The sequence below is a fragment of the Hyphomicrobium sp. 2TAF46 genome, assembly GCF_052114865.1.
In the GTDB taxonomy this organism is placed as follows: domain Bacteria; phylum Pseudomonadota; class Alphaproteobacteria; order Rhizobiales; family Hyphomicrobiaceae; genus Hyphomicrobium_B.
Window position 1 is genome coordinate 498433 of sequence record NZ_JBFRFO010000003.1, and the last position, 22604, is coordinate 521036.

The following is a 22604-nucleotide window of genomic DNA, read 5'->3' on the forward strand; positions in this document are numbered from 1 at the left end:
ATTCACTCCTCCTCGTCAGGTGGTGCGAGGAGCCCCGCTGCTGTGATCAGGCTTTCCGCAATTTCCGAAATTTTTCGGTTCTGGCTCATGGCCGTCTTGCGCAACAGCGCGTAGGCTTGCTGCTCCGACAAGCCTCGCGTCGACATCAGAATGCCTTTGGCGCGTTCGACGAGCTTGCGCTTTTCGAGTTCCGAGCGCGCCTCATCAAGCTCTCGCGACATACGTGAGAAAGCATTGAAACGGCTGATCGCCATGTCGAGGACGGGCTTGACGCGCTCACGTTTGAGGCCGTCGACGACATAGGCCGAGACGCCGGCTTCCACAGCCGCCTCGATCGAAGCACTGTCCGAACGGTCGACGAACATTGCGATGGGGCGCTTAACGGCGCGCGAAAGCTGGAACATGTTCTCGAGCATGTCGCGGTTTGGATTTTCGAGATTGATCATGATGACGTCTGGCTGGATCTTCTCGATGCGCCGCGCGATACCGACGACATCGTAAACGATCGTCAGGTCGTCGTAGCCAGCTTCGCGCAGCCCCGCTTCAATGACGGAAGCACGGAGATGGTTCTCGTCGATGACCAGAATTGAAAGTTGCTTCTGCCCCGCTGGCATATCTTTATCCATGTGCGAGACCAATCCGCCTACATGATTTATTCGACCGGTCAACTGCGCAAAGGAGCATCGCGCTGAGTGGAACCGTATAGGCAAGCGGTGCGGCAGGTCCGGCCAAGTCCGCTTGAGCAGATAATGCTGTCGAAGGGGCCGTCGAGGTGCCCCTGCTATTTCGAACATATTTCTGGAAAATAGAGTCCTTCCTGTTGGCGGATCCACCACTGCCCGGTCTCAGCATGTGTGGCCGGATCGGCAAATCGATAGTCGAAGAGAAGTGCCCGCACGCGTTTGGGCGGGTGGTCGGGAAACGGGTTAGGACCGAGCAACGCAAGCACGGGTGCGCTACCTTCGAGTAGCCGCCGAAGCAGACGTTCGAACCACCGATTTTGCGCATAGCTGCCGTAGGCCGCAAACCACATTTGCCAATCGAGCCGCGGCTGATGTGGGATATTCCACGACGGCCGCCGATCGATCGGCCCGGGCTTATAGCGGAACTCGTACTCACGCCAGCTATGACCGTCGTCGGAACCCTCGATAATGATCTCCGGCCGGCTCATCGTTGTCGTTGCGAACGGTCCATAGGCATTGACGATGAGCCATGGCGAAATCGCTTGAGTTATGGAATTCACAACGGGCAGATTTCGCAGTGCGAGTGCCTCAGCGATACGATCGACGCCGACCGGAACGACCAACAGCGCCACCGCGAGCGCGCAGGCCGTTGCGGCCTTCACCGGCTGTGGGGCATGACTTTGAATCCATTGGCTCAGCCTTTGAGGAATAACGTGTCGGATCGCGGCGTCATCGAACAGAAAAACGCAAAGCGCAATCGTCAACAAATTGAAAAAGCCGTAGTTGCCCGTGAGTATGATCAGGGCCTGGAATATCAGGATGCACCACGCTGCAAATGCACGCAGCCTGCGCGGCAGAAAGATCAAAAACACGAGAATGAGCTCAATGACGAGCGTCGCCGCGGTCCCGACCGCGAGCATCCAGGGTGGAAGCTGAGCTGCATACCACGCGAGAGGCGTTGGGAGAGGCTGCGACATGAAATGGTACTTGAGCGCAGTGAGATCATGCCACGTTGGCTGCGCGGAAACGGCCTTCACGATTCCGGACATGAAAAGATAGCGAAAGATAAGCCATCGGTAGAGCCAAACGACGATGCGCGAACCCGCCGTCAGAAAAATTGCCAGGAAGCCAGATTCGAGCAACAGCAAGTCCCACTGATAGCTCATGAAGAGCTGGCCGGCGTAAACGCACGAGAGGTAAAGAACGAATAGCCCGACCAGTGCAGCACGGGTCCATCTTCCGAACACAACGAGAAGCCCCAGTAGAACGCCGAGACTGGTCGCCGCGAAAAGCGCGGCATCGTTGGCATTCAGCCAGAACAGCGTCGGCATCCGCCAATAGGCCGATATTCCCCATCCCTGACGTGCCGCATTCAGATATTCGCCGGCGGGAAGAATGCCACTCTCCCCGACCAACCCCTGGATTTGTACCGCCAAAGAAGCGAATGCGATGACGTAAATGCCGCCGAGCAACCGCAGGAACAGCCACGAGACGAGCTCATAGCATTCGGCCTCCAAGTGCACTCCCCACAAGATGTAAGAAAGCCGGCTAAGCAGACCCCTGCGCCGTGCCAAGAACGCGTAGCCCCATTCGCTCGCACCAGCGAATCCCGGGATACGTTCGTACATCCACCACCAAGCGTCACGCCCCGGCGCGTGACGCAAGGTTCTGTAGGTCGCGGCTGCGCCAGCGTAGATCGTGCCGTCGGGCTCAATGAGTTGAATGGCGCGTGCGAAGCATTCTCGTGGGATGGCGGGAAAATCCCCGGCCGCCTCTTGATAAGGCCGGTAGACAACGTGGTCGCCGGTTTGCTGCTTCCAGTAGTCTACCCAATAGCGACAGATCCCGCAGTCGCCATCGTAAACCAATGTCGCGCGTCGTTCTCCGGGCATGATCCAACGTCCTGCAGGAGCCGACGAGAAAACGCGTTACGGAGTACACTGAACGCCGGCCCGGAAACTGCGACGGGGCGAAGACATCGCTTACTACCTGTTCCCGAAAATTTAGCGCTGAGGAACGGCATGACCTCCATTTAACGGCCAATTCAATAGGTCGTTAATTGGAGTAGATACAAATTGCACAAATTACGTATAATTCGCCCTCACCGAATGGTTTTTTAAAGAAGGATACACGAACTTCATAATACGCCTTTTGAGCGTTTGTTGAGTCAGGGAAAAAGCCGCGCGACGCTTGAAGTGGATCCCATGCCGCAGAGTACCGAGCCCCAACGCTTATTCTTCCCATTGGATCTTGGCGTTATCGGTTTTCCTCGGGACGAGCTTCGTGAAACCGTTGGCACAGCGGCAATATTCGGCGTAATTGCGTATCTATCGATGGCGTTCACGCCGAGCGGCGGTGTGGCGATGGTTTTACCTTCCAACGGTATCGTGCTTGCCGCACTGCTGCTCGTTCGACGCACGCCAAGTCGCATGGCAATTATCGTATTTTCGATGATTGCGGATGTTTTTGCGACAGCTGCAATCCGTCACACACTGTTGACCAGTATTGGGCTTTCGTTGATCGACGGCCTAGAAATTTTGATTGCCTTTTCCATCCTCGAATCTCGTGAGCGTCTCCCTTTCCAATTCAAAGGCATACCCACGCTATTGTCATTCAGCGTGGCGGCCTTTGCGGCCAGCGCCGCCGCTACCGCAATTCTCGCGGGAATTGTCTACTCCTTCTCGCAAAAGCCAGTTGATGCGCACTCACTGTTTTCTCTTTTTACTGCACACCTGCTAGGTCTTTTCACCGTTACTCCGGCGCTCATTCGCTTTCTGGGAAGCTCGAAAGCGTTGCACATGACGCCGTCGTCATATGAAAGATTTGGCCTTCTTGGGTTGTTGGTCTTTCTGCCCGTGATAATGATTGTCTCCCATCAGTCGCCTTTTGGTTTCGTGATCCTCCCAATCCTCGTCACGGTTGCCTATCGGCTCGGACCAAAAGATACGTCTGCCGCGGTTTTTCTGCTATCCGTGGTGGTTCTTATCTGCTCGGCGCTTGGCTTCGATCCCAGCGCCAACATTGCACCCACATCACTGCTGAGCGGCCCGCTGATCCTTCAGCTTCGCATTCTCACGACGGTTTTCACGGTCATGCTGTTGGCTGAGACGATTGCGTCACAAGCACGCCTGCGAGCGCGACTGTCGGCCGAATTGTCCCGCCGCTCGAAATTAAATTTTCACCTCAAGTCACAGGAAGAAGCGCTCATTCTGCAAAAGGCTGAACTCGAAAGAGCTCATAATAGATTGAAGGAAGCCATCGATATCTTGCCGGAAGGCATGGTCATTCTCGATGCTGAAAATCGATATGTTGCCTGGAACAGGCGGTACGCTGAGATCTATGGCAAAACTGACAATTTACTATCGGTCGGCGGAAACTTTATTCGTGAAAATGGTCTCAATCCAGAAACAGCAGGCCGCGAGGATACGTGGCTCGCGGATAAATTGAATTTAGGGGAACCCGCGGACCCGCGCGAGCAGATCCTCGATGGCCGCTACTATCTTGTCGAGGAGAAACGGACTAGCGAAGGTGGACTCATAAGTCTGCAAATCGATATCACCGATATCAAGAAACGCGAGAGCTCCGCCGTCTACATGGCGCGACACGATGCACTGACATCGTTGCCAAATCGCCATGTGCTGACCGAGCGCATGCACGCAGCCACAACCTGCGAGCATCGAGGAGAGGGCATGGCCCTACTGCTTCTGGACCTCGATAATTTCAAGACGGTAAATGATACGCTCGGCCACGCCGCAGGGGATGAATTGCTGYAGGCGGTGGCTGATCGGCTAAGAAATGCACTCCGGGAAAGTGACACCGTAGCCAGACTTGGCGGCGACGAGTTTGCTGTGCTGATAAAGGTTTCGCAGCCGGAAACGGTGGGAGCCACGGCCGCTCGAGTACTCACTATGTTGAAACATCCGGTTCGTATCGGCGGCAAGGACGTCGTGTGCAGCGCGAGCATCGGCATTGCGATCACGCCCGACCATAGCAGCGAAGCCATCGAACTCTTCCGGCTTGCTGATCTCGCACTCTATGCTGCCAAAGAGATAGGGCGCGGCACCTACCGGATATTCGAGCCTGAATTGGACATCAAGTTCAAGGCCAAGGCCCAACTCGAAACAGAAGTTCGCGAGGCGATTTTCGGCAAGCAATTCGAAATCCACTACCAGCTGATCACTTCCCTTTCGACGCTAAAGCCCATTGGAGCTGAGGCCCTGGTGAGATGGAGACACCCACGGCAGGGTTCCGCATCGGCCGCGGACTTCATAATGATTGCCGAAGAGATTGGATTGATCTCCGAACTTGGAGCCGAAATTCTTCGGCGGGCCTGCTTTGAGGCAGTGACATGGCCAGACGAAATGAGTGTCTCGGTAAACGTCACCGCTACGGAACTAGAGGCCGATAATTTCATCGATACGGTCAAATCCGCTCTGGCTCACTCAGGCCTTGCCGGCGATCGCCTCATTCTAGAGGTCACAGAATCGACTGTGATGAAGGATGTCGAGCGCTCCGCGCGCATTCTGCGAAGTATAAGGGAACTGGGTGTTGAAGTGGCCATGGACGATTTCGGCACTGGTTACTCGTCCTTAGGTTCGTTGGCGAAGGTTCCCTTCCAAAAAATCAAGATTGATCGGTCGTTCGTGCGCGACCTCGCAGCATCTCCCGAAGCTCGCGCGATCCTTGCCACGATTGTTGACCTCGCCAAAACACTGGGCATGGCCACCACGGCTGAGGGCATCGAGACCGCTGAACAGCTCAGCATCGTCAAAGATTACGGTTGCACGTCGGTGCAGGGATATTTGTTCCATCGGCCACAACCGGCAGAGGAGGTGCGGGCTCTTCTGTGGAATCCCTGCGATACTGAACAGAATGCAGCATAGCCCCACAACAGCTACTTCGGAGTTGGCTCAAGCGTTGCTCTATCATTCGTGGAGATCGCGGATCGAGCCGTAAAACGAAGAGCAACGTATTCGGAAAGAATGACATCGCTGAACAGCGTCGGCAGCGAATAATGCTTCCATGATTTCATGGTTGCCACTGATTTCAGTCTAACCCTTTCATCATATCGCTAGCACTTCCACTCTTCCTCAAAACGCGCACCTGCCCCTTTTCAGGAGACAGCTCGGCGCCCAACTGCTTCAGCGCGTCGGACGTATCGAACCTATCGAGCATGATTTCAATCAAGACGGGGCCGTCGTTTGTCGCCCGGGCGTGCGCGAGTGCATCCTCGAGTTCGTCTTCGGTTGTCACGCGCCGGCCCCAGCCTCCGCCGAAGACCTCCGGGAGCTTGTGATAGGCCCACGGTTGAATGTCGTTGTAAGGCCCTTCGTGAATGACCCTTTCGGTTGTATAGCCGTCGTTATTCAGCAGAAGCACGATGGCATTGCTCTTTCTTCGACAAAGCGACGAGAGTTCCTGGGCCGTCATCTGAAAGGCGCCGTCACCGATGAACGTAACCGGCCGTCGCAACGGATCGGCAAGCGCTGCACCAAGCGTCGCGGGAAGAGCATAGCCGATCGAGAGGTAAAAGGCCTGGCCGATAAAGCCGACATCGTGGTGCATCACGAGATCCGCAGCTAGGAAAATCGAGTCACCAGTTTCCGCAATGACCGTCGTGGCCTCTCCGATGAAGGCGTTGATCCGCTTTGCGACGCGGGCGACCGTAAGGGCGCGGCCGGGCTCGACAGTAAAGCCGGTGTCCAGCAAGCGCGAAACGCTCGTGAAGGGCGGATGAGATAGACCGCCTTGCGGCATGCGGTCAGCCAACCCCGCAACCACATCGCCGATCCACACCTGTTCGTAGACATGTTGGCTGATCTTCAAGCGTCCGGAGTTCGCGAGGATCATGTGACGGCCCTCGAGCCGCCCCGTGTACACACCGAAGTTGATATCGCTAATCCAGGCCCCAAGGCACAGCAGGACATCACTATTCTCAACGATGTCGCAGATCGTCGGACGCGAGGTCCCGCCCTCATAGACACCGATCGCCTGCGGATGAAGTTCGGAAATGACCGTCTTACCGAGCAGCGTAGTCGCAACTGGCAGAGCGCTCGCCTCAACAAACCGCCGGAATTCTTGCATTAAGCCGTACCGATGCAGTTCGACGCCACCCAGAATAACCGGTCGGCGCGCTGTTGACAGAAGCGCCATCACCTCATCGAGCGCCTCCCCCAGCGCATCAGGATCGGACGGCGGCCGCGCGGGCGGAGCGAAGGTGCCTGGCGCTTGGCAGGACCGATCGACCATATCGACAGGGATCTCGATCATGATCGGCCGCTTTTCGGCGATGCAGAGGGCAAGCGCACGATCGATGTGCTGTGGAGCATCGACGGCATCGTCCAGCAACACAGAGGCCACCGTGATGTGGGAGTAGGCCTGCTGCATTGTTGCGACATCCCCTACGCCGTGGTGCAACAGCATGGGGGAACGCCGTTGCATCGTGCGCGGGCCACCGACCAGGACAACCAGCGGCACTTGCTCCGCGTAGGCGCCCGCTACAGCGTTCATGGCACTGAAGCCACCCACTCCCCACGTGACGCAGATGCAGCCGATACCGTTGATGCGAGCATAGGCGTCTGCGGCGTAGCCGGCGTTGAGTTCGTTACAGGTGCCGACAAATTCGATACCGGACTCGATGAGGCGGTCCATGAACGTCAACACATAATCGCCTGGCACGCCGAACGCATGCTTGAGACCGATCTGCTTCAGTCGGTCAATGAGATATGTGGCGACTGTCGCTTGCATCGCATGCCTAGTTGGGTAGCGAATCAAAAAGCATCACACAACCTTAGAGCCAGTGAGATCAATTTTGGACGATCAGCATTGTCCGACAGCATATGTTTCGAAAAACACTCCGCGCCACACTATAATGAGAACTCCAGCGCGGCAGTCCCGATTGTAGTGAGTTGGAGCGATGGACTTCAATTATGCAGGAAAGTAGCGGCAGCTCGTCTCGAATCTCCGGTGTTCTCCTAGATTTAGGGGGCGTAATTTATGTGGGCAGTACTCCCATCGAAGGAGCACTTGCGGCGGTCGAGCAGCTTCGCCATGCCGGTCTGCCGCTCCGCTTCATCACAAATACGACCAGACGCTCACGGCGTCAGGTGCTAAGTGATTTGTGCCAAATGGGTCTGCGTGTCTCAAACGACGAACTGTTGACGCCGGCTACGCTAGTGCGGGCATACTTGGAAAAGCACACCCTATCGCCATTCCTGGTCGTTCATCGCGAATTGGAAGAGGACTTTGCGGATCTCCCTTCTGACCGCAGAGAGGCTGTCGTCGTCGGAGACGCGGGAGAATACTTCACCTACGACCGGCTCAATTGCGCTTACCGGAAGATCGCGGAAGGCGCAGAACTTTTGGCGCTCGCAAAGAACCGGAATTTCAAAGACGCAGATGGCGAATTGAGCCTCGACGCCGGACCCTTTGTCGCCGCACTTGAATTTGCGACCAACAGTCGGGCMATACTTTTTGGCAAACCATCATCGGATTTTTTCGGCGCTGCCGTCGAAGATCTCGGATGTCCCGCGAGCAAGACCATCATGATAGGCGACGATGCAGAAGCCGACGTTGAAGGCGCAATCTCCGCAGGCTTGATGGGCGTTCTCGTTCGAACTGGTAAATATCGTCCGGGAGATGAATCCAAATTGCCCTCTGCGCCTGACCTCGTCGCAGAAAATCTCGAAGAGGCAGCACAATGGATTTTGGCGCACCGTTAACGTGAGGTCGGCAGTGTGACGCCGACGGCCGGTTAGCTCCGCTCGCCCGAGTGTTTGCCAAGATGGCCGAGGAGGTCCATCGGCAGCGGGAAGACGACGGTCGAGGAGCGTTCACCGGCGACGTCGTGGAGCGCCGCAAAATAGCGGAGCTGCATCGCCTGCGGCTCCCGCGCCAGGATGCGTCCAGCCTCGACGAGCTTCTCGGCCGCCTGCTGCTCGCCCTCGGCGTTGATCACCTTGGCGCGGCGCAGGCGCTCGGCCTCGGCCTGCTTGGCGATCGCGCGCACCATATTCTCGGCAAGGTCGATATCCTTGATCTCGATGTTTGCCACCTTGATGCCCCAGGCGTCGGTCTGCTGGTCGAGGATCTCCTGGATGTCCGCGTTGAGCCGGTCGCGCTCGGCCAGCATCTCGTCGAGCTCGTGCTTGCCGAGCACGGAGCGCAGCGTCGTTTGCGCGAGCTGGCTGGTCGCAGCCATGAAGTCCTCGACCTTGATAATCGCCCGTTCGGGATCGATGATCCGGAAGTAAAGCACGGCGTTGACCTTGACCGAGACGTTGTCGCGCGAGATCACGTCCTGCGGCGGCACGTTGTGCACGACGACCCGAAGGTCGACCTTCACCATCTGCTGCACGAAGGGCACGAGGATGATGAGGCCGGGGCCCTTGACCCCGGTGAAGCGGCCGAGCGTGAAAATCACGCCACGCTGATATTCGCGCAGGATGCGGATCGCCGCGGACAGGAAGATGGCGACAATCACGGCGACGAGCAGATAGGGCAGATAATCGAGCGTCATGGGGGCTCTCCTTCGGCGGCCGCCGTGTCCGGCCGGCGCCGCACCATCAGGGTCAGCCCGCTGACGGTCGCCACCTCGACCGTCTCGCCGGGAGCAAAGGTTTCGTCGCCGCGGGCTTGCCAACGCTCGCCATTCGCGCGGACGTGGCCCTCCCCCGCCCGCCAGTCGAGGATCTTCGCCGGCAGTCCCTGCATCGCCTCGCCGCCGACGCGCGGCTGCCGGCGGCGAGCTCGCCAAAGCGCACGACCAACGACGACAACCAGACCGAAGACCAGCATGGCGGCAACGCTGACGACAGTCGGCGAGAGGCGGAAGCCGGGCGCCTCGACCTTGAACAGCATCGCCGTGCCGAGCAGGAAGGCGGCGAGACCGCCGAGGCCAAGGATGACGGTGGGGTTGAAGGCCTCGACAATCAGGAAGGTCAGCCCAAGCAGCATCAACGCGAGACCGGCATAGTCGATCGGCAGCAGGTTAAGCGCATAGAGACCAAGCAGGAGCGCGATGGTGCCGACGACGCCGGGCGCCACCATGCCGGGGCTGGTGAACTCGAAAATCAAGCCATAGACGCCGACGAGGATCAATATGACGGCGACGTTCGGATCGGTAATCACCGAGAGCAGACGGATGAGCCAGTCCGGTTGCAGCGTCTCGGCGGTGAGGCCGCGGGTGGCCAGATGCTCAGAGGCGCCGCCGGTCACGGCGACGGTACGGCCGTCGATCTTCGCCAACAGCTCGGTCGTGTCTGAGGCCACGAGATCGATCACACCGGCCCGCAGCGCTGCGCTGGCCGAGAGACTTGCAGCCTGACGCACAGCCTTCTCCGCCCAGTCGGCATTGCGGCCGCGCAACTCGGCCAGGCTGCGGATGAAGGCGACGGCGTCATTGGTCATCTTCGCCGTCATGGCGTCTTGCGCGGGCGCCGGCGTCGCGCCCTTGTCGCTGCTGCCCTGGTCTCCCTTATCGGGCGGGCCGGGAAGGCCCGGCATAGGAGCGCCGATCTCGACCGGAGTCGCAGCGCCAAGATTGGTTCCAGGCGCCATGGCCGCAATATGCGTCGCATAAAGGATGTAAGTGCCGGCACTCGCCGCATGGGCGCCAGACGGTGCCACGAAGCCGACGACCGGGACCGGCGAGGCGAGCACGTCGGCGATGATCTCGCGCATGCTTGTGACAAGGCCGCCGGGCGTGTTGAGGCGCAGGATGACAATTTCCGCGCGACGCTCGTCTGCGGTCGCCAGCGCCTCCTTCACTTGCCGGGCGGTGGCGGGACCGATCGCGCCGTCGATATCGATCTCAAGTGCAAGTTTGGCGGAACCCGCCTTGCCGCTCACAAAGGACGGCGAGAAGGTCGCCACGGCAGCGGCAAAAAACGCTGCAACAAGAAGGGACGCGCGCACCAGTTCCACGGTCATAGCTCCCTGTGAAGCCGATCGCGCAATGCGAGAAGCCCACACGAAAGCAATCAACGCCGCAGTGGACCTATTGTCCAAGCGAGCGGCGGCTTAAGTCCGCAAACGTCCGCGCACATCACCGGCCCCGGTAAGGCAACGAGCGGCTCAGAGCGAGCTTGCACTATGTGCCTGCCGCTCGGCCTCGTCGGCAGCCCGACGAAAGTCGTCGGCTTCCTTTTGCCAAGCTGACTCATTGCCGAACAGGGACGGAGAGATGACGAGGACCGCGAAAAACGACATATGCTCAAGCATCTCCAGCGACGGCACTTCGCGCTCAACACTCCGCGCGTCGGTCGTCTCGTAGATGATGCTTTGCGGAAGAGTGGTCCCCATCGGAACACCCTCCAGGCAACACCGGCGCCAAACGCCGGCATTCCAAAAAGAACATGGGCAACTCCAGCCGGGGTTTCAATGCCCCGGTCGTTCGCGGCCGAAGATATTCATATCGTAACGGGTTACGCAGCCGACGCCATCAGGCGCTCAACCGTCGCCGCGAAGTGACCGCACCAATCCTTCTTCTCCACCATTGGCCACACTCCATGACCATTGGCGGCTGATTGAGCCATAGGCGGATTAAAGCGGCACAGGCCGGCGTCTTTCTCCTTATGCTTCGTGGCAGTCTTGCTTTGATTATCGAAGAATTGGCAATTGCCGCAGGCACAGGTGGTCATTTGGATGCCTCCTCGTCCTAGTTGGCAGTTCTCGCGCGAAACCGAATCTACTTCATTTCTCGAGCCCTGGCTTGAGCCATCGCAAGAGGGTCACCCATGACCCAAACCGGATCTCCCGTCAGGGTCCGCCCATCGCCAGCGCACTTTTCGCATCGTTCCGGACGGCTTCTAGAGCCAAAATCGCATCGTCGACAAAACGATCAATCTCGGCTGCCGTTCCCATATGCGGAGAAATGGGCAGATCAGCCACCCGGCTCATGGCGCTGGATTTCACATAGATTTGGACGAAAGCCGCTGCCGGACGGGCGTCGTCATCGGTCGCTGAAAAGTGAAATCCAAACCGACCTTTTGTTTCTTCGATTTGCATCTGGGGTCTCCCACACGCGCCGGCGCTTCAATCAAACCAGCCGGTGTGCCTTCAGTTCTCCCTTTTACCCGCTAGTGGTTCAGCGGTCGCCTTTGATGTAATGTTCGAGCTGCTCGATAATGAACTTTTGATCTGCAATGACGTTTTTGACCAAATCGCCGATCGAAACCAATCCGATAACCGTCGTGTGCTCAAGGACCGGGAGATGGCGAACGGCCTTTGCGGTCATGATAGCCATGCACTCCTCGACGGTTTGATCCAGCCGGGTGCAGATGACGGTCGTCGACATGATCTCCCGTACCAGAGTCCGAGGAGAGGTCCGTCCCTTCAACACGATCTTTCGAGCGTAGTCACGTTCGGTGATGATCCCGCTGAGATTGCCACCGTCGATGACGACTAACGCCCCAATCTGATGCTCCGCCATCATCTCGAGCGCGGCCAGCACGGAAGCATCCGGATGAATGTGATAGACTCCGCGCCCTTTCTGCTCGAGCACATCTCGAACGGTTGCCATCTTGCGTCACCTCTCGACATCTTGTCGGCAACCATCAACGGGTATCTCAAAACCTGCAGCCGTTACGGCGGTTCATATACCCCAGCCAGTGACTGCTAGGACTTGCCCTGTCACTCCGGCAGAAGCGTCGCTTGCCAGAAACGCCACGGCTTGAGCAACATCGGAGCGTTTCACCCAATGCTTAAGGTCCTTGGGCTTCATGGCAGCGATGTTGGAGTCCGTATCGACTAGCCCAGGCGCCACGGCGTTGACCCGGATACCCACGTCACGACCTTCGATTGCGAGCGTTCTCGTAAGCGCCTCGATGCCCGCTTTGGCGCAATTGTAGGCGACCATGTTGGCCTGCGGCAGCCCGGCACGGGCGAAGTTGATGATGGTTCCGCCCCCGCTATCCCGCATGCGCAAAAAGGCGGCGCGTGAGCACAAGAACGACGACAGAAGATTGTTGCTCAGTTCATGCTGCCAGTCGTCCAAGGAGTGTTCCACCGCCGGCTTGTAACGCGTGAGCCCGCCCGCCAAGTTCACCAGAATATCGATGCGACCGTACTCCCGGATCATCTGATCGATCGCCTCGTTCACTTCTTGCTCGTTAGCTAGATCGGCGGCCAGCGCCAGGACGCGAGTGCCACCTGAGCGTAGCTCAGCCGCCCGTGCCTCGACATTGGCCCGATTGCGAGCCGAGATTGCGAGACTCGCGCCAAGGTCAGCCAGCGCCTGGCATGCGAAAACCCCGATCTGTCCGCTCTTACTAACCCCGGTGACGAGAGCAAACTTGCCGTCCAACCCGCCCGCCATGGCCATCTCCTTTTAAGTTGGTTCTAGATCGGCCAGCAGACGAGCCGTCAGTCCGCATGCGGAACGAATGCAACATGAGCCACCTTGCTCTCGACCGCCGTCACACCTTCAACACCTTGTAACAAACGCACGGCATCGACGATCATCTGTTCATCCATCGTTGCTCCGGTGAGCAGCACCTTGCCGCTGAAAACATGCACATCAAAGCAATTCTGGACAGACTTGGTGCCGAACTGTCGATCCATGGCGGCCCGCGCGCGAAACAGGATGACCTGGTCCATCAGCACGTTCCGGGATCGCGCGGTCTCCTGAAACGCAGAACTCTCCGCCAAGCGAACGATGTGTTCGACGCAGTCTTCGACCGGGACCCGTTCGGTATTGAGCACGATCGCATAGAGCGACGGATCCTCCCAGTCGATGCCAAATAGCTTTTGCATTGTTCCATTGTGAGCGGCGTCGCTGTGCTCGATTTCCCGCCGTGCGTTTTCGGCAATGCCAACGCCGAGCCGTTCCATCAGAACTCTTTCACGAAATAGCATCGGCGCGCAGATGCGCACGCAGATAACATGCGGTATGGACTTCAAGAGATAGGTGGCGCCCCAGCCCCTGATCAGTACGTTTCCCTTTACTGCCAGCTCCAAAATCTCTTGCGCTGTATACCGGGACATTCGCTTGCGATCGAGCGTCCACCGCTCCAGCAACGATGTCTCGCCTTCGAGAAATCGATGCACCTCGCTTTCCGGCATGCCGGCTCGTTCGGCGATGTCGTGTTCGACGATCTCATGGTGAACAATAGCAAGCCCCAATTGCTTTGCGAGGCTCACAGCAACTTCGCTTCCGCGCGTCGCCATTTCGCGCGTCATGGCAATGACAGCCATCGTATCCTCCTTTGCGGCATCGCGTGCCGGAGGATGCGCCTGCGGGCCCGACGGCCCGCCAAGCAGCATGCGGGTACTTAGAGCTCACGCTCGCCGCCCAATGGATCCAGTCCGAAAAATTTTAGGCCGTTGTTTCGAACCTCGCAACACGAACGGAGTGCGATGGCTAGGTTTGCTGGCACTCCCGTGGCGGAATGTTCCGCACACAGCGAGCGTATTGCGTTGCGGTAGCGCGGGCGCGATTGATCAAATTTTCCGATTCCGGCTGCCGCGTCCTTGAACGCGTTCGCCGATTAATTACGTCAAATGTAATGTAGAGATGCGAATGTCCCTTACGGGACTCGCGGCGTCAACCACAGGAGGTTGGCAATGGATGCAAAGCAAAATATCACAAGCGACTGGCAGGACTCGGCCAACGTCCTGCTCGGAATTGCACTGTTCATCTCACCTTGGGCGCTAAACTATGTGACGGAAACCAACGCTGCACTGAATGCACACATCGTCGGAGCAGTCATCACGTTGCTGGCTCTTGCGGCTTTGTTTGCCTTCCGCGTCTGGGAGGAATGGATCAGTGCCGTCTTGGGCGCTTGGCTGATCATAGCGCCATGGGTGTTGAACTTTAGCGGCCATACGGTTGCGACGCGTATGAGCATGCTAATCGGCATCGCTACGATCGTGCTAGCGCTGTGGTCGGCGAATGAGCACACCTCAGGGCATTTGAGTGCCTGAGGTTAAAGGAAGAGGAAGCGGCCGACTGGCACGTCGCTTAGGATCGTATCGCGTCGTCTTTGATCCGGCGCGTTAGATCTTCGGTGACGCGGATTGGCTTGATTTCCTTCATCCCGTTAGCAGACGTCGCTTGCAGCGAAGAACTCGGCGCGGCTGAAGTTCCAGCTGCCATCTGTTCCTGAACATGAGCCGACGTAGCACGCGATCTACAGTGAGAGTTCTATAAAGAGCGGCGAACGCTGAACAGCATACCGGGCGTAACTGTTCTTTGAAGCACTCGAACCGACATGACATGGTTATGTGCGGAGGGGCAATTCATTTCCCGCAGCATCGTTCGCACTTGCAGCTCGGCAAGCAATCAAGGCATTCTTCCTGACGATCGCTGTTATTGGAAGGGTCGACGCTTGCCGATTTCAAAGCTTTCCCCTTGGCACATTGCTGTCGGTGATCGGCTACGCGCTGCCCGTAAAGCTAAGGGTCTCACGATACGGCAGGTGGCCGATCACATCGGATGTTCCTACCAAATGTATCAGCGCTATGAGACCGCGACAGCGCGACTGCCTGCAGACGCGCTCGTGCGCGTGGCTGCGATGTTCGGTGTGACGCCCTCATCCCTTTTACCCGAGACACGTAAGGGGCTTACGAAAGCCGGGACTCAAACTTAGCGTTTTTTCCGCCGAAAAGCATCTACCCCGAGATGCGTAAGCCTCCATGCAGGCCCCCCTCCGCAAACAGACTCCGGTTCAGCTTTAGCTGATCTCGCCGGGAGTAAATCCCGGTTTTTCGGGCATTCTTTGGAATTCCATCCCATGAGGCGAATTGCCGACCCTATGCATGCGCGTTCAGCATAAGGCGCAATAAAAACGCCAAATATCTGATCTCGCGCCCCTTTCTGAAAACGCCTGATCAACAGGCAATGCCGTGATCAGGCCAGAAAGGGAACTCTGGGGAGCGTATCGCGGGGGAAGGACCGATGAAGTCACTTAAAATATGTGTCGCGACAGCAACGCTTGCGTGCCTTTCTGCACCTGGCGCCATTGCTCAGGACGCAGGAAGCACAACGCCACAGCCGCCGCCCGCTGCCGGCGAAGCTCAACCGGGGCAAAAACTTCCCGAAGTACAGGTGATTCAACAGCAACAGAAACCTACGGCAAAGCCGAAAAAGGCAACCCACACTCCAAAGAAAGAACCTGTCCAACAGGCCGGACCGGCGCCTCCTCCGAGCGCAGAGCCGGCAATTGCGGAACAAGGAGCGGCGCCAACGGGGCCGGTCTTCGCCGTGCCCGCCCCGCCCTCAGATGTGAAGTTGTCACCGCTGCCCGGCAGTGAAGTTCCCATCGGCAAGGTTCCCTATGGCGTAACGGGCCTTTCATCCGCCGACATCAATCGCGATCACTCTGTCAACATGCAGGACACGCTCAACAATCGCATCCCAGGCGTGGTTGTTGACGACTTGCAGGGCAACGCATTCCAGACGGGAGTGCAATATCGCGGCTTTGAGGCTTCGCCCGTCAACGGTCTGCCGCAAGGTATCGCAGTCTATCAGAACGGCGTGCGCATCAACGAAGCCTTCGGCGACACCGTCAACTGGGACTTCATTCCGGCCAACGCGATTGCCGATCTTACCGTCATGAGCAGCAATCCGATCTTCGGTCTCAATGCGATCGGCGGTGCTATCAATGTGACGATGAAAGACGGCTTCAATTTCCAAGGAGCCGATATCGATACGCGCTTCGGGTCGTTCGGCCGCAAACAGGTCAGCACTGAGGCCGGCATGCGAAGCGGAAATTGGGCCGCTTACGGCGCGTTCGAAGCCATCAATGACGATGGTTTCCGTGATTTCTCCGACGCCGAGGAGCGGCGCGGATACGCGGATCTCGGCGTCAAAGGCGACGGCGCAGAGTTTCACTTGAACGGGACAATCGCGAGCAGCCACGTCGGCGTGACGGCCGCAGTGCCGGAAGAGCTGCTTGACTTTGGCGGCCGCACGCGCACGTTCACCTCGCCGCAGATCACCCAGAGTGACATGCAGATGGTATCCTTGAACGGCATCGTTCAGGCGACGCCCGATGTCTCGGTCTCCGGCGTCGGTTATTATCGCCACTTCAAGCAAAGCCACATCGACGGCAATATCTCAGAGTTTGAGCCTTGCACCGTCCCGGGCGGTGCCGGCGTCATCGGCACGTCGCTTTGCACGGAGGACGGGGCGCCCCTCTACGCGCTTGGTGCTGGAGGGCTCACTGGCATAACACTTCCCGACGGCGTGCTTGGGTCGATCGACAAAACAGGACAGAACACCGACGGTTACGGATTCTCCTTGCAGGCTGTGAACAAGGCGAACCTCTTCGGCCACCGCAACCAGTTCATCATCGGCACCAGCTACGATCACGGCCACGTCGCTTATCGGGCGTCGAGCGAACTCGGCACCTTCCTGCCGAAATACGTGGTTAAAGGAACGGGTCAGACGCTGTCCGGAGACTCGAACCTACCTGAGGAATGCGATGACGGCGATCCGGCGCCCTGCCCGTACACGGACGCCACCAGCGTTACGCCTCGATCGCTGACCACGCTCAACGACTACGTCGGTGTCTACGCGCTCGATGCCTTCGACGTCACGGATAGACTGACGGTTACTGTGGGCGGCCGCTTCAACTACGCACGTGTGCAGATCATAAATACGGGCGAGCCGTCGCTCGATGCGCTCGATGGCGTAAATACGTATAACCGGTTCAATCCTTCGGCCGGGTTCACCTACAAGATCAATCCCAACCTGTCCTTCTATGGCGGCTATTCGGAGGCCAACCGCGCCGCGACGGCGTCCGAAATTGCCTGCTCGGACCCTGATAACCCTTGCATCATCGAAAGCGCACTGGCTTCCGACCCGCCTCTTAAACAGGTCGTGACGCGGACCTGGGAACTCGGCTTCCGTGGCGAGCACAACTACTGGACGGGCGAGAAGTTAAACTGGAGCCTCGGCTGGTTCCGAGCGCTCAACTCCGATGACATCATCCAAATCGCCGATCGGCAGCAAGGCCGCGGATACTTCGCCAACGCGGGCGAAACGCAACGCCAGGGCATCGAAGCTAGCGTCGACTACCGCTCGCAGAGGTTTTTTGCCTATGCCAGCTACGCCTACGTCGACGCAACCTTCCAATCGACGAACATCATTCCGTCGGAGAACAATCCGCATGAGGAAACGCCCTGCCCTGTGGATCCTAGCGCAATCGATGATGAAGTTCCCACTTGCCTCACCATCCGGCCCGGCAACCGCATGCCCGGCGTTCCGCGCCATCGCTTCAAGGTAGGCTTCGACTATAAGCTGACGCCCAAGTGGACCTTCGGCTCGGATCTCATCGCTGCCAGCGACCAGATCTTCTACGGCGACGAAGGCAACCATGACCGGCCGCTACCGGGCTACGCCAAGGTCAACCTACATACGTCCTACGACATCACCGACCGTATCCAGGTCTACGGACTGATCGAGAACCTGTTCGATCAGCAGTACGGCGTCTACGGTACATACTTTAATACTGAGCTGGCTCAGGAAGCTGGCCCCGGCGCGGGTGGTTCAGGTGGGCCTGATCCGTCTCTCAAAGGCTTGAAATATGATCCGGACAACGCGCGGACGATCACTCCGGCCATTCCGTTCGCGGCGTATGGTGGTGTGAAGGTCAGGTTCTGATCGTAGATAGCAGGCGCCCGCTTCGGCGGGCGCTTCGATCGCATTCTGTCAATCGAGTACAACCCGTCTCTCGATTGCGTAGCGAGCGGTGGCCCAGAAATGGGCTACCGCTCTTCTCTTTCGAGCAACGACAATAGAGATGAGCCAGCCAAAACTCTATTTGGCATCCGGCTTGACTGCGACGCCCCATGGGAGGCGCCCCACACGAATGGACTTTTCGGCCTTGAGCGTCGCCACATCGATAACTGTCACGTCATTGGTCATGCCATTGGCGACGTAAAGTTTGGTACCGTCAGGCTTCAAGGCGAGATGCCAAGGCCGCTGTCCGACCAGGATGTAGCTTTTGATTTCATGCGTCGCCGCGTCAACAACTGCGACCCTGTTGGACGGCCCGAGGGCTACGAATGCCGTCTTGCCGTCGCGCGTAAATCGAATGCCTATTGGCTGCATCAGTTCGGGGCGAATGCCGGGCACATCGAACGTGAGCTTTTTTTTGATCTGAAACGACTTGGTGTCGATGACGGAGACCGTGCCGCCCACCTCTGCAGAGACCCAGACCTCGCTGCCGTCTTTGGTGAAAGTTGCTTCTCGCGGCCGGGTATCGACGAGGATATTGGCCAAGACCTGATTGGTCTTCGCATCAATAAAATGCGCCATGCTCGTCTGTTCGGAGGTATTCACAACAAGGCCATCATCCGGCGAGACCGCCATACCCTCGGGCTCTACGCCGACGGGAATTTCCGCGATCGCTTGGCCCGTGGCCCGATCCATGACAGTGACCAGCCCATCGTCTTCGTTCGCAACGTAAATGCGATCACCCTTATGATTGATATCAAGAAGCTCCGGATCTGGGCCGGACGCCGGATAGGATTTCGTAACCTCCAGATTTTCGGTATCGATAACATCGAGGCGGTTGTCGTCGCCAACACATACGATCAGCTCTTTGTAATCCGGTGTAATGACGATCCCGCGCGGCCGCTTTCCGGTCGGAATGCTCTTGATGATCTCGAGCGTCTCGCTGTCGATGACGGTCACGGTATTATCGCGCTCGTTCGAAACAAAGATCTTATCGGCAAAGGCGGATGGCGCGGCGCTTAGCATGAGCGTGGCACACAACGCCCGCGTCGCAGCTTTTTTCATCGTCGTCATCCTCCAATGCATTGATCAGTTCAGCCTGGAAGTTTGCAAGCTGTTTCCGGCGCATCGACGCCGAGCGTGTCAGTCAGATGTTTTTGATGCAGGAAACCTTCCTGCGGAGACATCGAGACGAGAGAGCGTGGCCCGGTCAGGATGATGGGTTGACGGAGTTGCCTGTCCCATGTGCGGAACGACATGCCCTGACCTTTGAAGCCGGCAACCTGAAAGTCTTTCGACAATAAATACGCGCGCAAACTCGAGATATCGGCCTTCCCGCTGCGCGTCACCGCCTCACCAAAGACGCGCGCCGCGAGCCACGCCATGTAATCGCGCTCCGTCATCTGCCGTTTGGCCATTGCGAGAAATCGGTTTTGGAGCTGAATGCCGCCGTATTGCTCATATGAGCGATGCCAAGCGACGGCGACGAGACCGTGCGTGCCAGCGACCGGCTTCGGCACCAAGGTTCGCCAGAGCAGATACTCTCCGAACGTATCATCTGTATCGGCGGCGAAAACGATATCGTGCGGTGGCGGAGACTGCGTCAACATCGGAATTTGCGCTTGAATTTGCTGGTGTCCGGTTTCTGAGCGCCGATTGCCCGGATCGAATGTGATCGTTCTCTCTTCGGCGATGGTGCTGCCAAATTTCTTCGCCGCGCGCTTCATTGCATTGGCGTAGTCGATGTCCTCCTTTGAGGCGCCTCGAAGAAGGAACCAAGTGTTCCACCGTTTCCACGCCATGTATTGCGCCAGGGCGTCCGCGCGCATGGCCCAACTCGGTGCGACGTGGAAAACATTTCGCCGACAATTCACGCCTCTCAGATCATCGTCGCTCGTGCGCACGTTGATGATGATGGCATCATGCGCTTCCGGTAGATCCGCGAGGCGGAGAAGATCGTCCTGCTCCAGATCGGCAAGGAGCAGATGCGTCGACTGCAGCAACGCCTTGGCATCCGCGACGACGTCGCCGTCCTTCGGCGTGATCTTTTCGTCGAGGCGATACGACTGGCTAAGAAAGCGGCCGGTTGCGAGATTGTCGCTGACGCCAAGCCGTGCACCTTGGACGCCCTGATCCGTGATAACCGGTTCTACCAGCGAGACCGGCAGCGGCTCCGGATAGGCGCGGCCGAGATATCCGATCTCGACTTGAAGCGGCGTTGTGGGGGTTGAATTTGCGGCTGCCGCAAACGCCAGAACGAAGGGCAGCAGGCAGGCAAAAAGTCGAGCTCTCGCTTTCACAGACTGTCACTGAGTTGTCTTGACTTCGTTGGCCGGCTTCCCGGTCCCCGAGCCCGCAAGAAACTTCAACGCGCCGACTGCAGATTCATTGCCCGCGCCGGATGCTATGTCGAGGGCAGTTTTTCCCACGGCCGATTTCATTTTTGGATCTGCACCCGATCGCAGGAGGAGGCCAATCATCGGCGCGCTGTTCTGTCCGGCCGCGATCATCAGAGCCGTCACTCCATCGGTGGAAGCTGAGTTGACATCCGCGCCGCGTTTGATGAGTTCCTCGGCGAGTGCGAGCGGCGTGGGTCCGTGAGCAAGCTGATTGAGACGCTGTTGCGGTTGCAGCTGTGTTGCGCAGACCATCAACGGCGTCAGCTTCTCGGGACCGCCGCCAGCGTTCACCTTAGCTCCGGCATCGATGAGGGCCTTGGCGGCGAAAAATTTGCCGTCCGAAAGCGCGACTTCAAGTGCCGTGTAACCTTTCTCGGTGCCGCGTTCGATGTCCGCGCCGCGTTTGGCAAGCAGCTCGATTGACGGCACGTGATTGACGTTGATCGCGTGTTGCAGCGCGGTCATGCCGTCACTGTCCTGCGCATCGACCTTGGCACCGGCGCCGAGGAGGATCTCCATAAGGTCCGACCTTCGGATGCTTGCTGCGGAACCGAGAGGCAGGGCACCTAGTTGATCCCGCTTGTTGACGTCGGCGCCCTTCTCGATGAGGAATTTCAGGCGCTCGGCGTCAGCGCCGACGACGGCATTCATCAGCTCGGTATTGACGTCAACACCCTCTTTGAGCCACGCCTCGAGACGCTCGCGCGAGACGATCTGATCGGGTGACGCTTCGGCGCTCCGCTTTCTGGTCTCCTGAACTTTGAGATAACGATCCTCATAAGCTGCGCCCTGGGTCTCCTGGATGACGCCGTGGGACGGCAGATTGCCCTCGACGATGCAGTTTGAGCATTGAACAAGCGGCACGCCGTAGTCTTCGAGAATCTTGGCGATCTCGTCTTTAGCGTCTTCCATCGCCATGTCGATCTTGAGCTTCAGAACGACGTCGGTGTTCTGCACACCCCATCCCAGAGAGAACTCGAGAGGTGTCGTGTCGACCATCATGTTGACCGGCTGGATCGTGAGCGGCGCGCGGTTCTTTTTCACCCAGCCGGCAAATGGCCCCCAGACCGCGGCAACATCGATCTTCTTGTCAACCACGCGCTGCACCTGACGCCAGGGTTGCTGCTCTGGTTCCAAATCGGCGTCGACACTGACGATTTGAAGATCGACATTTTCCTTGATGCCATGATCGGCGAGAACATCTCGCATAGCGGAATGCTGGAAGACGCCGACCCTGAGCTGATGCAGGGCCGGATCATCCATACTCTTTATATCGATCCCACTATCGGATCGATAAGCGAGTACATACGTGGTGCGGTAGAGCGGCACCGTTGTCAGCAGATTCGGATAATCGGTCGGCATGCCCAGCAGAACTTGGCATTCGTTGTTATCGAATGTCTCGCGCGTCAGCCCACGTTCGATATAAGGCCGCCAGAAGAAAGTAATATCGATGCCGAGTTTGTGGCCTATTACATTGGCGATCTTATTTTCGTAGCCTTCCTGTTTGTTATCCGAGAGCGGCATGTTGCCAGGATCTGCACAAGCGACAAGGCGCGTCACCTTCAAATTCTTCGCTTCTTCTTTGGCTGCGGATAGCTCGGCGGAAGTCAGCTGATCGAATGGCTTGGATTTGAGATAGCTCAGGTCTCGGCACAAGCCGGGCGTAGTTGTTGCCGCGAATGCTGCACTGATAAGAAGAAGCTTCAGGCCACGCATTAATCTTTGACCTTTTTGTTGCGTTGAATTCTGCCCGCTCGGCCGCCTGTCGCGCACAAATTGGTGCATCAAACGGAAATGGCGTCCGGCCTCTTTGAGGTCCGGACGCCGTCTTTGCAGTTACAT

The 22604-nt window shown here is 58.0% G+C and carries 19 protein-coding genes; 5 read left to right on the plus strand and 14 right to left on the minus strand.

Annotation, left to right across the window (positions count from 1 at the left end; genetic code table 11):
- Nucleotides 1–2: 2 nt before the first annotated feature.
- Both AB4Z24_RS09080 and AB4Z24_RS09085 read right to left on the minus strand, forming a co-directional pair.
- On the minus strand, nucleotides 3–626 hold the full coding sequence (locus AB4Z24_RS09080; RefSeq protein WP_441707637.1) for an ANTAR domain-containing response regulator: 624 nt from the start codon (nucleotides 624–626) through the stop codon (nucleotides 3–5).
- A gap of 155 nt (nucleotides 627–781) precedes the next feature.
- Nucleotides 782–2575, minus strand: coding sequence for a lipase maturation factor family protein (locus AB4Z24_RS09085; protein WP_441707639.1), 1794 nt, complete (start codon nucleotides 2573–2575; stop codon nucleotides 782–784).
- A gap of 270 nt (nucleotides 2576–2845) precedes the next feature.
- Between AB4Z24_RS09085 and AB4Z24_RS09090 the strand changes: the two genes are divergently transcribed.
- Nucleotides 2846–5566, plus strand: coding sequence for an EAL domain-containing protein (locus AB4Z24_RS09090; protein ID WP_441707641.1), 2721 nt, complete (start codon nucleotides 2846–2848; stop codon nucleotides 5564–5566).
- A 163-nt stretch (nucleotides 5567–5729) separates the two neighbouring features.
- On the opposite strand, the gene AB4Z24_RS09095 is transcribed toward AB4Z24_RS09090, so the two are convergent.
- Complete coding sequence (locus AB4Z24_RS09095; protein ID WP_441707643.1) at nucleotides 5730–7430, minus strand: alpha-keto acid decarboxylase family protein; 1701 nt, start codon at nucleotides 7428–7430, stop codon at nucleotides 5730–5732.
- Nucleotides 7431–7612: 182 nt separating this feature from the next.
- Here AB4Z24_RS09095 and AB4Z24_RS09100 point away from each other — a divergent pair, with 182 nt between their 5' ends.
- Nucleotides 7613–8404 (plus strand): TIGR01458 family HAD-type hydrolase, encoded by a 792-nt coding sequence (locus tag AB4Z24_RS09100; protein ID WP_441707645.1) that lies wholly within the window; start codon nucleotides 7613–7615, stop codon nucleotides 8402–8404.
- Nucleotides 8405–8436: 32 nt separating this feature from the next.
- Here AB4Z24_RS09100 and AB4Z24_RS09105 read toward each other — a convergent pair whose 3' ends face one another.
- The 8 genes from AB4Z24_RS09105 to AB4Z24_RS09140 form a co-directional block, all read right to left on the minus strand.
- A complete protein-coding gene (locus AB4Z24_RS09105) occupies nucleotides 8437–9201 on the minus strand; it encodes a slipin family protein (protein WP_441707647.1) in 765 nt (254 codons plus the stop codon).
- Nucleotides 9198–10607 (minus strand): NfeD family protein, encoded by a 1410-nt coding sequence (locus tag AB4Z24_RS09110; protein WP_441707797.1) that lies wholly within the window; start codon nucleotides 10605–10607, stop codon nucleotides 9198–9200. The genes AB4Z24_RS09105 and AB4Z24_RS09110 overlap by 4 nt, the downstream gene beginning before the upstream one ends.
- A 150-nt stretch (nucleotides 10608–10757) precedes the next feature.
- On the minus strand, nucleotides 10758–10985 hold the full coding sequence (locus AB4Z24_RS09115) for a hypothetical protein (protein ID WP_441707649.1): 228 nt from the start codon (nucleotides 10983–10985) through the stop codon (nucleotides 10758–10760).
- Between the two features lie 122 nt (nucleotides 10986–11107).
- A complete protein-coding gene (locus AB4Z24_RS09120) occupies nucleotides 11108–11323 on the minus strand; it encodes a hypothetical protein (RefSeq protein WP_441707651.1) in 216 nt (71 codons plus the stop codon).
- A 118-nt stretch (nucleotides 11324–11441) separates the two neighbouring features.
- Entirely contained in the window at nucleotides 11442–11690 is a 249-nt protein-coding gene (locus AB4Z24_RS09125) for a hypothetical protein (protein WP_441707653.1), read from the minus strand.
- A gap of 79 nt (nucleotides 11691–11769) precedes the next feature.
- Nucleotides 11770–12204, minus strand: coding sequence for a CBS domain-containing protein (locus AB4Z24_RS09130; RefSeq protein ID WP_441707655.1), 435 nt, complete (start codon nucleotides 12202–12204; stop codon nucleotides 11770–11772).
- Nucleotides 12205–12276: 72 nt separating this feature from the next.
- The gene (locus tag AB4Z24_RS09135) at nucleotides 12277–12999 is read right to left on the minus strand and encodes an SDR family NAD(P)-dependent oxidoreductase (RefSeq protein ID WP_441707657.1); all 723 of its coding nucleotides are present in this window, start codon (nucleotides 12997–12999) and stop codon (nucleotides 12277–12279) included.
- A 47-nt stretch (nucleotides 13000–13046) separates the two neighbouring features.
- Nucleotides 13047–13946: a cytidylate kinase family protein gene (locus tag AB4Z24_RS09140; protein WP_441707658.1), complete on the minus strand. Its 900-nt coding sequence runs from the start codon at nucleotides 13944–13946 to the stop codon at nucleotides 13047–13049.
- Nucleotides 13947–14246: 300 nt separating this feature from the next.
- Between AB4Z24_RS09140 and AB4Z24_RS09145 the strand changes: the two genes are divergently transcribed.
- The 3 genes from AB4Z24_RS09145 to AB4Z24_RS09155 all read left to right on the plus strand — a co-directional run bounded on the left by AB4Z24_RS09145 (nucleotide 14247) and on the right by AB4Z24_RS09155 (nucleotide 18288).
- Nucleotides 14247–14606, plus strand: coding sequence for an SPW repeat protein (locus AB4Z24_RS09145; protein WP_441707660.1), 360 nt, complete (start codon nucleotides 14247–14249; stop codon nucleotides 14604–14606).
- Between the two features lie 287 nt (nucleotides 14607–14893).
- The gene (locus AB4Z24_RS09150) at nucleotides 14894–15271 is read left to right on the plus strand and encodes a helix-turn-helix domain-containing protein (RefSeq protein WP_441707662.1); all 378 of its coding nucleotides are present in this window, start codon (nucleotides 14894–14896) and stop codon (nucleotides 15269–15271) included.
- 635 nt (nucleotides 15272–15906) lie between these two features.
- On the plus strand, nucleotides 15907–18288 hold the full coding sequence (locus AB4Z24_RS09155) for a TonB-dependent receptor (RefSeq protein WP_441707799.1): 2382 nt from the start codon (nucleotides 15907–15909) through the stop codon (nucleotides 18286–18288).
- A gap of 156 nt (nucleotides 18289–18444) precedes the next feature.
- Here AB4Z24_RS09155 and AB4Z24_RS09160 read toward each other — a convergent pair whose 3' ends face one another.
- The 3 genes from AB4Z24_RS09160 to AB4Z24_RS09170 are packed head-to-tail and all read right to left on the minus strand — an operon-like array spanning nucleotide 18445 to nucleotide 22478.
- A complete protein-coding gene (locus AB4Z24_RS09160) occupies nucleotides 18445–19428 on the minus strand; it encodes a PQQ-dependent catabolism-associated beta-propeller protein (protein WP_441707663.1) in 984 nt (327 codons plus the stop codon).
- A 29-nt stretch (nucleotides 19429–19457) separates the two neighbouring features.
- Entirely contained in the window at nucleotides 19458–20663 is a 1206-nt protein-coding gene (locus AB4Z24_RS09165) for an ABC transporter substrate-binding protein (protein ID WP_441707665.1), read from the minus strand.
- Between the two features lie 6 nt (nucleotides 20664–20669).
- Nucleotides 20670–22478, minus strand: coding sequence for a quinoprotein dehydrogenase-associated putative ABC transporter substrate-binding protein (locus tag AB4Z24_RS09170; RefSeq protein WP_441707666.1), 1809 nt, complete (start codon nucleotides 22476–22478; stop codon nucleotides 20670–20672).
- Between the last annotated feature and the right edge of the window lie 126 nt (nucleotides 22479–22604).

Bases quoted from the DNA above. Each gene is read 5' to 3' on its own strand.
- AB4Z24_RS09080 (WP_441707637.1), bottom strand. From the start codon at position 626: ATGGATAAAGATATGCCAGCGGGGCAGAAGCAACTTTCAATTCTGGTC.
- AB4Z24_RS09085 (WP_441707639.1), bottom strand. From the start codon at position 2,575: ATGCCCGGAGAACGACGCGCGACATTGGTTTACGATGGCGACTGCGGG.
- AB4Z24_RS09095 (WP_441707643.1), bottom strand. From the start codon at position 7,430: ATGCAAGCGACAGTCGCCACATATCTCATTGACCGACTGAAGCAGATC.
- AB4Z24_RS09105 (WP_441707647.1), bottom strand. From the start codon at position 9,201: ATGACGCTCGATTATCTGCCCTATCTGCTCGTCGCCGTGATTGTCGCC.
- AB4Z24_RS09115 (WP_441707649.1), bottom strand. From the start codon at position 10,985: ATGGGGACCACTCTTCCGCAAAGCATCATCTACGAGACGACCGACGCG.
- AB4Z24_RS09120 (WP_441707651.1), bottom strand. From the start codon at position 11,323: ATGACCACCTGTGCCTGCGGCAATTGCCAATTCTTCGATAATCAAAGC.
- AB4Z24_RS09125 (WP_441707653.1), bottom strand. From the start codon at position 11,690: ATGCAAATCGAAGAAACAAAAGGTCGGTTTGGATTTCACTTTTCAGCG.
- AB4Z24_RS09130 (WP_441707655.1), bottom strand. From the start codon at position 12,204: ATGGCAACCGTTCGAGATGTGCTCGAGCAGAAAGGGCGCGGAGTCTAT.
- AB4Z24_RS09135 (WP_441707657.1), bottom strand. From the start codon at position 12,999: ATGGCGGGCGGGTTGGACGGCAAGTTTGCTCTCGTCACCGGGGTTAGT.
- AB4Z24_RS09140 (WP_441707658.1), bottom strand. From the start codon at position 13,946: ATGCTGCTTGGCGGGCCGTCGGGCCCGCAGGCGCATCCTCCGGCACGC.
- AB4Z24_RS09145 (WP_441707660.1), top strand. From the start codon at position 14,247: ATGGATGCAAAGCAAAATATCACAAGCGACTGGCAGGACTCGGCCAAC.
- AB4Z24_RS09150 (WP_441707662.1), top strand. From the start codon at position 14,894: ATGACATGGTTATGTGCGGAGGGGCAATTCATTTCCCGCAGCATCGTT.
- AB4Z24_RS09160 (WP_441707663.1), bottom strand. From the start codon at position 19,428: ATGAAAAAAGCTGCGACGCGGGCGTTGTGTGCCACGCTCATGCTAAGC.
- AB4Z24_RS09170 (WP_441707666.1), bottom strand. From the start codon at position 22,478: ATGCGTGGCCTGAAGCTTCTTCTTATCAGTGCAGCATTCGCGGCAACA.